14 protein-coding genes are annotated in these 12,718 nt (G+C 58.3%); 7 read left to right on the forward strand and 7 right to left on the reverse strand.

The genetic code is table 11. The annotated features are described in order from the left end of the window. Positions 1-2: 2 nt before the first annotated feature. A complete protein-coding gene (gene ihfA, locus HMPREF3140_RS12760) occupies positions 3-302 on the forward strand; it encodes an integration host factor subunit alpha (RefSeq protein WP_002909098.1) in 300 nt (99 codons plus the stop codon). 52 nt (positions 303-354) lie between these two features. On the opposite strand, the gene HMPREF3140_RS12765 is transcribed toward ihfA, so the two are convergent. From HMPREF3140_RS12765 to HMPREF3140_RS12775, 3 genes are read right to left on the reverse strand one after another with little or no spacing between them, the layout of a single operon-like run. After that, positions 355-708: a RidA family protein gene (locus HMPREF3140_RS12765; RefSeq protein WP_032411785.1), complete on the reverse strand. Its 354-nt coding sequence runs from the start codon at positions 706-708 to the stop codon at positions 355-357. Next, positions 705-1,970, reverse strand: a complete 1,266-nt coding sequence (locus tag HMPREF3140_RS12770; protein WP_322966477.1) for a D-amino acid dehydrogenase — start codon at positions 1,968-1,970, stop codon at positions 705-707. Before HMPREF3140_RS12770 ends, HMPREF3140_RS12765 begins: the two co-directional genes overlap by 4 nt. Before the next feature lie 37 nt (positions 1,971-2,007). Further along, complete coding sequence (locus HMPREF3140_RS12775; protein WP_004189476.1) at positions 2,008-2,922, reverse strand: HTH-type transcriptional regulator AdmX; 915 nt, start codon at positions 2,920-2,922, stop codon at positions 2,008-2,010. A 280-nt stretch (positions 2,923-3,202) separates the two neighbouring features. On the opposite strand from HMPREF3140_RS12775, the gene HMPREF3140_RS12780 reads away from it, so the two are divergent. Together HMPREF3140_RS12780 and btuC are read left to right on the forward strand one after the other, a co-directional pair. Further along, positions 3,203-4,636: a gluconate:proton symporter gene (locus HMPREF3140_RS12780; RefSeq protein WP_004184568.1), complete on the forward strand. Its 1,434-nt coding sequence runs from the start codon at positions 3,203-3,205 to the stop codon at positions 4,634-4,636. A gap of 123 nt (positions 4,637-4,759) precedes the next feature. Then, positions 4,760-5,746, forward strand: a complete 987-nt coding sequence (btuC, locus tag HMPREF3140_RS12785; RefSeq protein WP_004151850.1) for a vitamin B12 ABC transporter permease BtuC — start codon at positions 4,760-4,762, stop codon at positions 5,744-5,746. Positions 5,747-5,782: 36 nt separating this feature from the next. Here btuC and HMPREF3140_RS12790 read toward each other — a convergent pair whose 3' ends face one another. Further along, positions 5,783-6,583, reverse strand: coding sequence for a MetQ/NlpA family ABC transporter substrate-binding protein (locus HMPREF3140_RS12790; RefSeq protein WP_002909085.1), 801 nt, complete (start codon positions 6,581-6,583; stop codon positions 5,783-5,785). Positions 6,584-6,819: 236 nt separating this feature from the next. On the opposite strand from HMPREF3140_RS12790, the gene HMPREF3140_RS12795 reads away from it, so the two are divergent. From HMPREF3140_RS12795 to selO, 4 genes are all read left to right on the forward strand, one after another. Next, on the forward strand, positions 6,820-7,371 hold the full coding sequence (locus HMPREF3140_RS12795; protein ID WP_004175610.1) for a glutathione peroxidase: 552 nt from the start codon (positions 6,820-6,822) through the stop codon (positions 7,369-7,371). Next, positions 7,371-8,120: a vitamin B12 ABC transporter ATP-binding protein BtuD gene (gene btuD / locus HMPREF3140_RS12800; RefSeq protein WP_004175611.1), complete on the forward strand. Its 750-nt coding sequence runs from the start codon at positions 7,371-7,373 to the stop codon at positions 8,118-8,120. The genes HMPREF3140_RS12795 and btuD overlap by 1 nt, the downstream gene beginning before the upstream one ends. A gap of 81 nt (positions 8,121-8,201) precedes the next feature. Continuing rightward, positions 8,202-8,666, forward strand: coding sequence for an NlpC/P60 family protein (locus HMPREF3140_RS12805; RefSeq protein WP_002909082.1), 465 nt, complete (start codon positions 8,202-8,204; stop codon positions 8,664-8,666). A gap of 113 nt (positions 8,667-8,779) precedes the next feature. Beyond that, positions 8,780-10,222 (forward strand): protein adenylyltransferase SelO, encoded by a 1,443-nt coding sequence (gene selO, locus HMPREF3140_RS12810; RefSeq protein ID WP_032411780.1) that lies wholly within the window; start codon positions 8,780-8,782, stop codon positions 10,220-10,222. A gap of 29 nt (positions 10,223-10,251) precedes the next feature. On the opposite strand, the gene hemP is transcribed toward selO, so the two are convergent. The 3 genes from hemP to HMPREF3140_RS12825 form a co-directional block, all read right to left on the reverse strand. After that, on the reverse strand, positions 10,252-10,431 hold the full coding sequence (gene hemP, locus HMPREF3140_RS12815) for a hemin uptake protein HemP (protein WP_240164194.1): 180 nt from the start codon (positions 10,429-10,431) through the stop codon (positions 10,252-10,254). 155 nt (positions 10,432-10,586) lie between these two features. Then, positions 10,587-11,633: a 3-deoxy-7-phosphoheptulonate synthase AroH gene (gene aroH, locus HMPREF3140_RS12820; RefSeq protein WP_004180369.1), complete on the reverse strand. Its 1,047-nt coding sequence runs from the start codon at positions 11,631-11,633 to the stop codon at positions 10,587-10,589. A gap of 154 nt (positions 11,634-11,787) precedes the next feature. After that, entirely contained in the window at positions 11,788-12,621 is an 834-nt protein-coding gene (locus HMPREF3140_RS12825; RefSeq protein ID WP_002909061.1) for a posphoenolpyruvate synthetase regulatory kinase/phosphorylase PpsR, read from the reverse strand. Positions 12,622-12,718: the final 97 nt, after the last annotated feature.

Consider the following 12,718-nt stretch of genomic DNA (forward strand, 5'->3'; position numbering starts at 1 on the left):
CTATGGCGCTTACAAAAGCTGAAATGTCAGAATATCTGTTTGATAAGCTTGGGCTTAGCAAGCGGGATGCCAAAGAACTGGTCGAGTTGTTTTTCGAAGAGATCCGTCGTGCTCTGGAAAACGGAGAACAGGTCAAACTCTCCGGGTTCGGCAACTTCGATTTGCGGGATAAAAACCAACGCCCGGGACGTAACCCGAAGACGGGGGAGGATATTCCCATTACAGCCCGGCGCGTGGTGACCTTCAGACCCGGTCAGAAGCTGAAAAGCCGTGTCGAAAACGCGTCGCCGAAAGACAAATAATCTGCACTAATTAAAAAGGCCGCATTGCGGCCTTTTTCTTTTCTGTCAATCTTTACGCTTTGACGGCGGTGAGCATGATCTCCACCAGGATTTCTGGTCGCGCCATCTCCGCCTGCACGGCCGCTCGCGCCGGGCTATAGCCTTCCGGCATCCATTGCACCCACACCTCATTGAATGCGGCAAAGTCACGCTCGATATTTTTCAACCAGATCTGCGCGGAGAGAATGTGCTGCTTATCGCTCCCGGCTGCGGCCAGCAGCGCGTCGATCTTCTCCAGTACTTCACGGGTTTGTAAAACGATATCGTCTTCATTGCTTTTTGGCGTCTGCCCGGAGAGGAACAGCAGATCGCCATACGCAACGCTGGCGGCAAGACGAAGTTGTGGATTATTGCGAATAATTGTCATGCGGTTTGTTTCCATGTGAGACCTTCTAAAGAAATGTCTGGCATCTGATTGTCGATTAACGCGCCCAGCACCACCGCGCTGCCGGCGGCGAGAGTAAAGCCGAGGCTACCCTGGCCGAGGTTCATCCACAGGTTGGGGTAGCCGGCGCGCCCCAGCATCGGCGGGCCTGCTGGCGTTGACGGGCGCATGCCGGTCCAGACTTCGGCCTCGTCCAGCCCCTCCAGTTCAGGAAAGCTGCGGGCGACGATGTTCTTCAGCGCCTGAATGCGGCATTCGCGCAGTTCGTCGCCGTCGTAGCCGATGTCCACCATCGCCGCGATGCGCAGTTGTTGGCCAAGGCGGGCATAAACGATTTTGTGCCCGTAGTCGGTGACGCTGATGTCAGGGGCAATACCTGCTTTTTCAGGATAGGGCAGGGTCAGGCTGTACCCCTTCAGGGCGCACAGCGGCACGCGAACCCCCAGATGCCCAAGCAGAGAACCACTGCCGTTACCGGCGGCGACGACATACTCATCGCCGGTGAGGGTCCCCTGACTGGTCTCAAGGCTGCTGATGCGTCCCCCGCGCTTATGGAGTCGCCGCACCTCACACTGGGTCAGCAGGCTAAAGTCGCTGCTGGCATTGAGCTTGTCGAGCAGGGCAAGGCAGAACTGATGACAATCTGCCGTTTCATCGCCTGGCGAATAGATTCCGCCCAGCAGAGAAGGACTAATATGTTTGAGCGCCGGCTCCAGCTGCAGGCAGGCTTCAGCATTCAGCGCCTGCTGATACTGAGGATCAATCCCTTTTGCTGCTTTATTAAAATCATATTCGCGACGATGGATAATTAATTTTCCGCTGCGCCGCCAGTGGAAATCGGCAAGATTATCCTCATCCCGCCACGCCTGCATGACCTGACGGCTGAGCAGCGACAGGCGTAAGATATGGTCGCCATTCATTTTATTGGTCTGGTTATTACAGGCGCGCAGAAACTGCAGCAGCCAGCGCCACTGCTGGAGAGACATCCTGAGACGCATATTCAGCGGCGAATCGGCTTTGCCCATCCATTTCATTCCCTGCAGAGGAACGCCGCTGTCGGCAAGGGGGGCGACGTAGCGGTAACTTAATTGTCCGCCGTTGGCAAAACTGGTGGCGCTGCCCGGTTCGGCATTGCGCTCCAGTAATTGCACCTGATGGCCGCGCTTGATCAGTTCCCAGGCCGTGGCCAGACCGACCACGCCGCCGCCGATAATGACAATGCGTTTGTTCATAACCCGATATATCCACCGCTGATAAATTTATCGGGTTATGTCAAAGCATTTACCCCAGCGGCGCAATTGACTTTTTATGGTCAGGGTATAACCGCAGGTTAATCTCCTTGAGCTGCTGGCGCAGACGCTGGCAGAGAAAATCGACGAACTTTTGCGCCATCGGGCTCAGGGAAACGTCGGCCCGGCGTAACAGACAGAGGTTAATCGCCATCGGCGGCGTAATGGGATGGATCATCTCCGGGGCCAGGTTGTGCTGGGCGGAAAAGATATCAGTGATGCTGCAGCCCATGCCGCGCTTCACGAACTCGGTGGCCATATAGTAGGTCTGGACGTTTAGCCGGGTGGTGGAAAAGTCGCGACGGGTGGCGATGGCGGCAGAGAGCGAGTGCGGTCCCGGCGAGATCCAGCGCTGCTGGTCGATCTGATCGATCTCCACCGCCCCCTGACGATAATGACGGTCGATGTACACCAGCGGTACTTCGGCAATCAGGGTGGTCAGGATCTCCCCCTGCTGCACCGGCTGTAGCGTCAGCGCCAAATCTATCTCGCGCAAATCCAGTTTTTTGACCAGCGTCTCGGTGTGCTCGGTAGTGAGCGTCATCACCAGGTTGCTGTTTTGCTGATAAAAGTCGGTCACCAGCTCCGGCACCAGGCTTAACCCCAGGCTTGGCAGACAGCCTAAAGTGATCTTGGCGCGCGGATCGCGAGCCAGGTTGTCGGCCAGCAGGCGCAGGTTGTCCAGGTCCTGATAAATGCTCTGCGCTTTTTCGAAAAGTGTGATCGCCTCGCTGGTCGGCAGCAGCTTGCCGCGCACCCGCTGAAACAGGGTAAAACCCAGCCTCATTTCGGCGCTTTTTAACGCTTTGCTGGCCGCGGGCTGGGAAATATTGAGCGCTTCCGCCGCCCGCGATAAAGAGCCGCAGGTCATGACGGCATAGAAGATTTCCAGATGACGCAGTTTCATGAACAGTTAACTCAGGGTTATAGCCTACCGATAAAAAGTCATTTTCTACTAACACTAAGTTAACATAGATTTAATCACCAATCAGCGCATTGGTTACATCTTGTGCTGTAGACCCCGCCCAATGGCGGCATATTACGCTCTCAGAATCGTTTCCTTTGTACCCAAACAAACCCTCAGGCCGCGGCCAATCAATAATGAAAAAGAGGGAGGATATTTTCTGAGCAGGCCCCCATACACCACCTGACCATCATGGTCGGATTGATTGGCATTAAGGAGTGTTATGAGTGACTCAACGCTCACAGGCAATGCGCCTGTCAGACAAAATATCACGCGGAAAAACGTTATTATTGGTCTGTTATTGCTGCTGTTCGTGTTGATCGCGCTGTGGTGCCACGGTCGACCAGGCAGCGAGCTTGGTCTGCTGGGATTTACGCCGCTGGTGGCGCTAGCGATATTATCGCTGATCGGCGTTGATATTGTGCTGGCGGTCATCTCCTCGATTATTATCGCCATGATAATGACCTCGACCGGCCTGCCGGAAATGGGCACGATGCTGGCGAAATCCACCGGGTCATTTATTGCCACCGTTGGGCTTATCATTATGCTCGGCGCCGGCGTGGGGGAAGTGGCCACCCGCACCGGCGCAGCGGTTGAGCTGGTAAAATTTGTCGTCCATCGCATCGGGTTGTCGAGTCAGACGCGGGTGAAATTCGGCATTGTGGCGTCATCGATTTTAATTTGCGGTTCGCTGGGCACTATGGCCGGTGGCAATGCCATTATCGTGGCAGTAATCATTCCGGTGGCGGCAGCGGTACGCTTGACGCCGCCAACGGTCGCCGCGCTGATGATGACCGCCGGTTCCGTTGGGCTGTTTACCGGGCCTTTCACCCCCAGTACCGTGACGATCCTCAGCCTCGGTGGGTTGAGCTACCCGGATTATCTGCTGTACGTTGGTCTGCCGATGAGCGCGGTCACGCTGCTGGCCGGCTGGGTAATGGCGGGACGGATCCAGAAGATGACCGAAGGCAAACTGCGCTATGACGTCGATCTCGCGGAAAAGCCGCAAGAGGATCTCAGCGCCGCGCAGCAGCGTCGGCGTAAATTAAGCGCGCTGGCCTTCGCGGCGACCATCATCGTGATGGCGATCGTTGGCGTGGTGATTAAAGCCGGCTTCAGCTTCGCGATAATCGTGATGCTGCTGGTGGCCCTGATGACCGGCCTGGTAGGCGGCCTGCGACCGACGCAGATCCTTCAGGCCCTGTATCACGGCTGCGGCCGCCTGGTGTGGATGTTTATTCTCTACTGGCTGTACAACCCGATCCTTGAGCTGATGGATGGCCTGCACGCCTATCAGGGGCTGCTGGAGTATACCCAACCGCTGCTGGAGGGGATCTCCCCGGCCTGGCTGTGCTTTAGCATCTTCGCGTTCAATATTATCGGCCATGTGCCCGGTGCGGCGGTGGCCCAGATGACCTTTACTCATAAAATCTTTGGCCCGATGCTGATGGCCGCCGGCGTGCCGCCCCAGGGGACCACCGCCGTGCTGCTGGCCTCATCCCAGGTGGACTGGTTCGGGCCGTTTCCCTCATCAGATATGTTCGGCCAGATGGGGCTGGCGCAGTCTACTCATCTGAAATATATGCTCTATAACGGCTGGGCAATCGTGGTGGCGAACATCATTCTCTTTGCGCTGCTGTTTCAGATTCTGGTGTGACGAACGACCGCAGACGCGGAGGAGATTTTCCTTCGCGTCGACGTTTGGTCGTGAGGTTTTCCTTTTCTCACCGCGACAGCCACCGTAAAATCAGCCTCTTGTTCCCCCTGCGTAATGGAATCTATGCTGACTCTCGCCCATCTTCAACAGCGCCGCAGCCGGCGTTGGCTCTTCGGATTAACGCTGTTGCTGCTGGTCACCCTGCTGATCAGCCTGTGCGCGGGCGAGCAATGGATCCCGCCCGGCGAGTGGCTCAGCGCCAAAGGTCAGCTGTTTATCTGGCAGATCCGCCTGCCGCGAACCCTGGCGGTGCTGCTGGTGGGGGCGGCGCTGGCGCTCTCCGGGGCGATTATGCAGGCGTTGTTTGAAAATCCGCTGGCGGAGCCGGGGCTGCTGGGGGTCTCCAACGGCGCAGGCGTCGGGCTGATTGCCGCCGTCCTGCTGGGCAAAGGAGTCTTGCCCGGCTGGGCGCTCGGCCTGTGTGCCATCTTTGGCGCGCTGCTGATCACTTTTATTCTGCTGCGTTTTGCCCGCCGCCATCTGTCTACCAGCCGTCTGCTGCTGGCGGGGGTGGCGCTGGGGATCATCTGCAGCGCCCTGATGACCTGGGCAGTCTACTTCTCCACCTCTTTTGACCTGCGTCAGCTAATGTACTGGATGATGGGCGGGTTTGGCGGCGTCGACTGGCAACAGCTGTGGCTGATGATAGCCCTCCTGCCGGTGCTCTGCTGGGTCTGTCTGCAGTCGCAACCCCTGAATTTACTGGCGCTGGGCGAAGTCTCCGCTCGTCAGCTTGGGCTGCCGCTGTGGCTGTGGCGCAAATTACTGGTGGTGGCGACCGGCTGGATGGTCGGCGTTAGCGTGGCGCTGGCGGGGGCGATTGGCTTTATCGGTCTGGTGATCCCGCATATTCTGCGGCTATGCGGCTTGAGCGATCACCGGGTGTTGCTCCCGGCCTGTATGCTGGCCGGGGCAAGCGCCTTGCTGGGGGCGGATATCATTGCCCGGCTGGCGCTTTCCGCCGCAGAGCTGCCGATTGGCGTGGTGACGGCGACCCTGGGCGCGCCGGTCTTTATCTGGTTGCTGCTGCGTTCGCGGGGGCGGGGATAGCGCGGCGCCGTCGGCAGGGACGGCGCCGGTTCAGGCTTACCAGCCTTTGATCGCGTCGCCTTTGTAGACTTCCTTCGCTTTTTCCGCGACTTCGCTGGTCTGGAAGGCGGCTTTTAATTCCTGAATTTTCTTGCTGTCCTTATTATCCTCGCGGGCGACTATCGCATTCACGTATGGGGAATCCGGCCCCTCCATAAACAGACCGTCGCGGGCGGCCGACAGGCCCGCCTGGGCGGAGAAGTTGGTGTTAATGATTGACAGGCTGACGTTCGGATCGTCAAGGGTACGGGTCAGCTGCGGGGTATCCACTTCAACAATTTTCAGCTGTTTCGGATTGTCGATGATATCCAGCGTGGTGGGTAAATAGCCGACGCCCGGTTTCAGCTTGAGTAACCCCTGCGCCTGAAGCAGCAGCAGGCTGCGGCCCAGGGTGGTGGTTTCATTAGAGATGGTCACCGTCGCCCCTTCGGGCAGTTCGCTGATATTTTTGATCCGGTGAGAATAGGCGGCGATAGGGAAGACAAAGGTTTTACCGACCACCGCAAATTTATAGCCGCGTTCTTTCGACTGCGCCTCAAGGTACGGCAGGGTCTGGAAGGCGTTGGCATCGACATCTTTGTTGTTCAGCGCTTCGTTGGGCAGCACATAATCATTGAAGGAGACCACTTCGACGTCGAGGTGGTATTTATCCTTCGCCACCTGCTCCACCACTTTCCAGATGGCTTCGTCCGGCCCGGTATTGATAGCGACTTTTACTTTATTATCTTCATCCGGGGAGCAGGCGCTCAGCAGGGCGACAGAGGTGGCGATTAACGCCAGGCTAAACAACTTCTTCATCACTAAAACTCTCTTAAATTAACAAGTAACGAAACCATATTACATTCATGGAACACTGTACACGGAAATGGTCGACGTCCCAATTGAGAGGATTTCATGTTGCCGGCGGCCAGCGAAGCGCTGTTACATCATGCGACAACTCGGGGGGAATGGCAGTAGAATGGCGGGCGCTGAATCCGCTACAGTAGAAAGGGATCACCTTCACCGGAAACCGGTTTATCCATTGAGGACAGGCTATGCAACATGACATTCTGAATACCGAAGTGACGACCATTGATGGCGAGAAAACCACCCTGGCATCCTTTGCCGGCAAGGTGCTACTGATCGTCAATGTAGCCTCGAAATGCGGCCTGACGCCGCAGTATGAGCAACTCGAGGATCTGCAAAAGCAGTTTGCCGCCGAGGGCTTCAGCGTGCTGGGGTTCCCCTGCAACCAGTTCCTCGGCCAGGAGCCGGGCAGTGAAGAGGAGATTAAGACCTTCTGCAGCACTACCTACGGCGTCACCTTCCCGCTGTTTAGCAAAATTGACGTCAACGGCGAACATCGCGCGCCGCTCTATCAAAAACTGATTGCCGCCGCGCCGAAAGCGGTGGCCCCGGAAGGCAGCGGTTTTTATGAGCGGATGGCCAGCAAAGGCCGGGCGCCGCTGTATGTGGACGACATTCTGTGGAACTTCGAAAAATTCCTCATCAATCGCCAGGGCAACGTCATTCAGCGCTTCTCGCCGGATATGACGCCGGACGATCCGCAGCTGGTGGCGGCGATTAAAGGAGCGCTGGCGCAATAATGTCGTTTCTGATGCAGCTACAGGATGTAGAGACGGCGGGGCGCCTGGCCCCGTTTTCTGCGGCCTTTCGCGCCGGGGAGATTGTCCATCTGGTGGGGCCGAACGGCGCAGGGAAGAGCACGCTGCTGACCCGCATGGCGGGGCTGTCCGACGGCCCCGGCACGGTTCATTTTAACGGCCGGCTGCTTGACGAGTGGCCGGCGAGGGAGCTGGCGCGCCGTCGCGGGTATCTGTGTCAACACCAGACCCCGCCGTTCGCCATGCCGGTATGGCACTACCTGGCGCTGCATATGCAGCAGCAGGGTGATAGCGCCCGTCTGAGCGATATCGCGGCCAGGCTTGGTCTGGACAATAAGCTGGGCCGTCCGGTCAATCAGCTGTCGGGCGGCGAGTGGCAGCGCGTGCGGCTGGCGGCAGTGATCCTGCAGATCGATCCCTTGAGTAATTCCGCGGGTCAGCTGCTGCTGCTGGATGAGCCGATGAACAGTCTGGATGTGGCCCAGCAGGCGGCGCTGGATCGGCTGTTACACGAGCTGAGCGCGGCGGGGATTGCGGTGGTGATGAGCAGCCACGATCTCAACCATACCCTGCGCCACGCCGGTCAGAGCTGGCTGCTCTGCCAGGGGGAAGCCATCGCCTGCGGGGAGACCGCCGAGGTGCTGAATGAGGAAAATTTAACCGCCGCCTATGCGATCCCGTTCCAGCGCGTTGAGGTGGCCGGTCATATTATGCTCATCGCGTCACAGTAGCACGCAGTTATCTTGTCACTATATTGATAAACAAGCTAAATTATTGCGATAAAGAGACTAGGGACAGAGGGATCATCTGAAATGCGCTTCTGGTTCATGTTGGCGGCGGCGTTAATTTTAGCCGGCTGCAGCAGCCATCGGGCACCGCCGCCGAATCCTCGGCTGGCTGACTCCATCACGGTGGTGGCGAATCTGAACGAGCAGCTGCGCAGCTGGCGCGGCGCACCGTATCGCTACGGCGGCATGACGCCGCGCGGCGTTGACTGCTCCGGCTTCGTGGTGCGCACGTTTCGCGATAAATTTGCCCTCCAGCTGCCGCGTGAAACCCGCGAGCAGGCGGAAATCGGCACCCGCATCGATAAGCGCGATCTGCTGCCCGGCGATCTGGTGTTCTTCAAAACCGGCTCAGGGGAGAGCGGCCTGCACGTTGGCATCTACGATACCGACAACCAGTTTATTCACGCCTCCACCAGCCAGGGCGTCACCCGTTCCTCGCTGGATAACGTCTACTGGAACAAAAAGTTCTGGCAGGCGCGGCGAATCTGACGTCATTCAGAAGCAAGAGGGAAGCGAACGCTTCCCTTTTTTATGCCGATAACCCTGCACTCCGCCCGTGTTAATCCGCTGTTCCAGGCACTACACTGGAGAGAGGAGGAACCATGACCCTTTCTTTTACCACCCACTGGCGGGATGAACTGCCGGACTTTTACACTTCCCTGTCACCAACGCCGTTGGATAACGCCCGACTCATCTGGCGCAACGCCCCGCTGGCGCAACAGCTGGGGGTGCCCGACGCCCTGTTTGCGCCTGAAAGCGGGGCCGGTGTCTGGGGCGGCGAAGCGCTGCTTCCGGGCATGTCGCCGCTGGCGCAGGTATATGGCGGCCATCAGTTTGGCGCCTGGGCCGGCCAGCTGGGCGACGGACGCGGGATCCTGCTCGGCGAGCAGCAGCTGGCGGATGGCCGCCGTTACGACTGGCATCTGAAAGGCGCCGGCCTGACTCCTTATTCGCGGATGGGGGACGGCCGCGCCGTGCTGCGCTCGACGATCCGGGAAAGTCTGGCGTCGGAGGCGATGCATGCTCTGGGGATCCCGACGACGCGCGCCCTGGCGATGGTGACCAGCGATACCCCGGTCTACCGCGAGCGCGTGGAGCCCGGCGCGATGCTGATGCGGGTGGCCGAGAGCCATGTCCGCTTCGGCCATTTCGAACATTTTTACTATCGCCGTGAGCCGCAGAAGGTCCAGCAACTGGCCGACTATGTTATTCGCCACCACTGGCCGCAGCTGCAGGATGAGGCGGATAAGTACCTGTTATGGTTCCGTGACATTGTCATGCGTACCGCGCAGACTATCGCCAGCTGGCAAACCGTGGGCTTTGCCCATGGGGTGATGAATACCGACAACATGTCGATTCTCGGTCTGACCATCGACTACGGCCCGTATGGCTTCCTTGACGATTTTCAACCGGACTTCATCTGCAACCACTCCGATTATCAGGGGCGCTACAGTTTTGAAAACCAGCCGGCGGTGGGGCTGTGGAATCTGCAGCGTCTCGCCCAATCGCTGTCGCCGTTTATCAGCGCTGAAGCGTTAAACGCGGCGCTGGATGAGTATCAGCACGCCTTGCTGACCGCTTATGGCCAGCGGATGCGCGATAAACTCGGCCTGTTCAGCCAGCAGAAAGGGGATAACGACCTGCTGGACGGGCTGTTTGCCCTGATGATCCGCGAGAAGAGCGACTATACCCGGACGTTCCGCCTGCTGAGCCACAGCGAACAGCTCAGCGCCGCTTCGCCGCTGCGCGATGAGTTTATCGACCGCGCGGCCTTTGACAGCTGGTTTGCCGGGTATCGTGCGCGGCTGCGTGATGAACAGGTGGACGACGCGCAGCGCCAGCAGAGGATGCAGGGCGTGAATCCGGCGCTGGTGTTACGTAACTGGCTGGCGCAGCGGGCGATCGAGCAGGCTGAGGCGGGCGATATGGGCGAGCTGGAGCGCTTGCATGCCGCGCTGGCAGACCCCTTTACCGATCGCGAGGACGACTACGTCCGCCGCCCGCCGGACTGGGGGAAACGTCTGGAAGTCAGCTGCTCGAGCTAACTTGCCTCGCCCCGCGTTCAGCGGGGCGCTTACTTGGTCAGAATTAACTTCCCGGCGTGGGTCTGGCGCAGCAGATAGCGCTGGCCGCCATGCTCAATCACTAATCGTCCTTCGCTGCCTAACAGAACCCGACTGCTGATCTCTCTGTCCGTCGCCACGGGATAAGGGGCATTGTCTTTTGGTTTTTCAGCTGTGGCAGTGTTATCCATACGCGTCATAGCTCTCAAAATAAAAATCAAGGCAACAATGATAATCATTATCAATAATGTTGTTTTTGACGGCAAGCGTTATTTATCGTGTTACCGGATTTGGTAGGGGAGTCAGCGAAGAGAATTGCCCGCCGCAGGCGCGGCGGGCGGAGCGGTTACAGGCGGGTGGCGGTGGCCGCAGCCAGCTCGCTCAATAATCTTTCGCTGTCTTCCCAGCTCAGGCAGGGGTCGGTGATCGACTGGCCCCAGGTCAACGGCTGGCCGGGGACCACTTTCTGAGTGCCTTCCTGCAGGAAGCTTTCGGCCATAATCCCGGCGATGGCGGTGGAGCCCGCGCGAATTTGCTGACAGATATCGGCGCACACCTCCAGCTGACGGCGGTGCTGCTTCTGGCAGTTGCCATGGCTGAAATCAACGACCAGCTGTTCCGGCAGATCGAATTCACGCAGCGCCTCGCCGGCGGCGGCGATATCCTCGGCGTGATAGTTTGGCCGTTTGCCGCCGCGCATAATGATATGCCCGTACGGGTTGCCGCTGGTCTGGTAAATCGTCATCTGCCCCTGCTTGTCCGGGGAGAGGAACATATGGCTGGCGCGGGAGGCGCGGATGGCGTCCACCGCGATGCGCGTATTGCCATCGGTGCCGTTTTTAAAACCGACCGGGCAGGAGAGCGCTGAGGCCATCTCACGGTGGATCTGGCTTTCTGTGGTGCGCGCCCCGATGGCCCCCCAGCTGATGAGATCGGCGATAAACTGACCGGTCACCATATCGAGAAACTCGGTGGCCGTCGGTACCCCCAGCTCATTAACCTGCAGCAGCAGGCGCCGCGCCAGCTCAATTCCGTGGTTGACCCGGTAGCTGCCGTTGAGGTCGGGATCGGAGATTAAGCCTTTCCAGCCCACCACGGTGCGCGGTTTTTCAAAGTAGGTGCGCATCACGATCTCCAGCTGCGGCTGGTAGCGCTCGCGCATGCCCTGCAGGCGGCGGGCATACTCCAGCGCCGCGTCGGTGTCGTGAATGGAGCAGGGGCCGATAATCACCAGCAGTCGGCGGTCTTCGCCGTTGAGGATTTTTTCAATTCGGCGGCGGGAGGCCGAGACGTGGGCAGCCACGTCGGCCGTCACGGGATGGCGCTGGGCCAGCTCCGCGGGCGTTACCAGGCTCTCAATGCGCGCGGTACGCAATTCGTCTGTTTTATTCATTGGGGTCTCAAAAATCTGTTTCTTCCGCGGCGAAAATGCCGGGAAGTGATGCGCATCACGATAAACCAATCCCTGCTTATTGCAAGAGCAGGGCATGATCCTGTATAGGCCACGGGTGATAGCATAAACAAATTTTTAATAATGTACTAGTGTATTAGTACATTCTGCGATTCAGCCCCATGATGTCCATGATTTTTGTCGCTATTTCCTCAACGGAATAGTTGGTGCTGTTCAGGCAGGGGATTTTATTCTTGCGATACAGGGCCTCCACTTCGGTCACTTCCATCCGACACTGGCGCAGCGAGGCGTAGCGGCTGTTCTCCCGGCGCTCCTCGCGGATCGCCGCCAGACGCTCCGGATTGATGGTCAGGCCGAACATCTTATGCTGCAGGGGTTTCAGCGAGGCCGGCAGCACCAGATTGTCCATATCGTCGGCGATAAACGGATAGTTGGCGGCGCGAATACCGTACTGCATGGCGAGATACAGACTGGTGGGTGTTTTGCCGCAGCGCGAGACGCCGAGGAGGATCACCTGCGCCTGGTCAAGGTTGCGCAGCGAGATGCCATCGTCATGGGCGAGGGTATAATCGATGGCGGCGATACGCGCATCGTATTTAATCAGGTTGCCGGGGTTGAGGCCGTGGGTGCGGTGGGCCACCGGCGTCGGGTCGAGGTTGAGCTCCTGCTGCAGCGGGGCCACCAGCGCCTGTACGATATCCTGACAAAAGCCTTCACTTTGCAGAATAATGTCGCGTATTTCCGGGATGACGATGGAGTAGAACACCAGCGGGCGAATACCCGTTTGCTGATAAATGGCGTCGATCTGCTCCTTTACCGCCCGCGCGCGGCTGATATTTTCCACAAACGGCAGGGTTACGCTGCTGATGGCGACCGGGAATTGCGACATCACGGCATGCCCCAGCACCTCCGCCGTAATGGCGGTACCGTCAGAAATATAAAATACGTGGCGATCTACAGCACTTTCCATTTTGACCATCCGGTATAATGAGTTTAATTGCCTGAAAGCGGATATTAAATTTAAGCATATCCCTGTTTGATTTGTCTCTTGTTAAAATTGAAACGCT

This window comes from Klebsiella sp. HMSC16A12 (genome assembly GCF_001808265.1).
Taxonomy (GTDB): Bacteria; Pseudomonadota; Gammaproteobacteria; order Enterobacterales; family Enterobacteriaceae; genus Klebsiella; species Klebsiella pneumoniae.

Coding starts and splice junctions, on each gene's coding strand:
- ihfA (WP_002909098.1), top strand. CDS start 3: ATGGCGCTTACAAAAGCTGAAATGTCAGAATATCTGTTTGATAAGCTT.
- HMPREF3140_RS12765 (WP_032411785.1), bottom strand. CDS start 708: ATGACAATTATTCGCAATAATCCACAACTTCGTCTTGCCGCCAGCGTT.
- HMPREF3140_RS12775 (WP_004189476.1), bottom strand. CDS start 2,922: ATGAAACTGCGTCATCTGGAAATCTTCTATGCCGTCATGACCTGCGGC.
- HMPREF3140_RS12780 (WP_004184568.1), top strand. CDS start 3,203: ATGAGTGACTCAACGCTCACAGGCAATGCGCCTGTCAGACAAAATATC.
- btuC (WP_004151850.1), top strand. CDS start 4,760: ATGCTGACTCTCGCCCATCTTCAACAGCGCCGCAGCCGGCGTTGGCTC.
- HMPREF3140_RS12790 (WP_002909085.1), bottom strand. CDS start 6,583: ATGAAGAAGTTGTTTAGCCTGGCGTTAATCGCCACCTCTGTCGCCCTG.
- HMPREF3140_RS12795 (WP_004175610.1), top strand. CDS start 6,820: ATGCAACATGACATTCTGAATACCGAAGTGACGACCATTGATGGCGAG.
- btuD (WP_004175611.1), top strand. CDS start 7,371: ATGTCGTTTCTGATGCAGCTACAGGATGTAGAGACGGCGGGGCGCCTG.
- HMPREF3140_RS12805 (WP_002909082.1), top strand. CDS start 8,202: ATGCGCTTCTGGTTCATGTTGGCGGCGGCGTTAATTTTAGCCGGCTGC.
- selO (WP_032411780.1), top strand. CDS start 8,780: ATGACCCTTTCTTTTACCACCCACTGGCGGGATGAACTGCCGGACTTT.
- hemP (WP_240164194.1), bottom strand. CDS start 10,431: ATGGATAACACTGCCACAGCTGAAAAACCAAAAGACAATGCCCCTTAT.
- aroH (WP_004180369.1), bottom strand. CDS start 11,633: ATGAATAAAACAGACGAATTGCGTACCGCGCGCATTGAGAGCCTGGTA.
- HMPREF3140_RS12825 (WP_002909061.1), bottom strand. CDS start 12,621: ATGGAAAGTGCTGTAGATCGCCACGTATTTTATATTTCTGACGGTACC.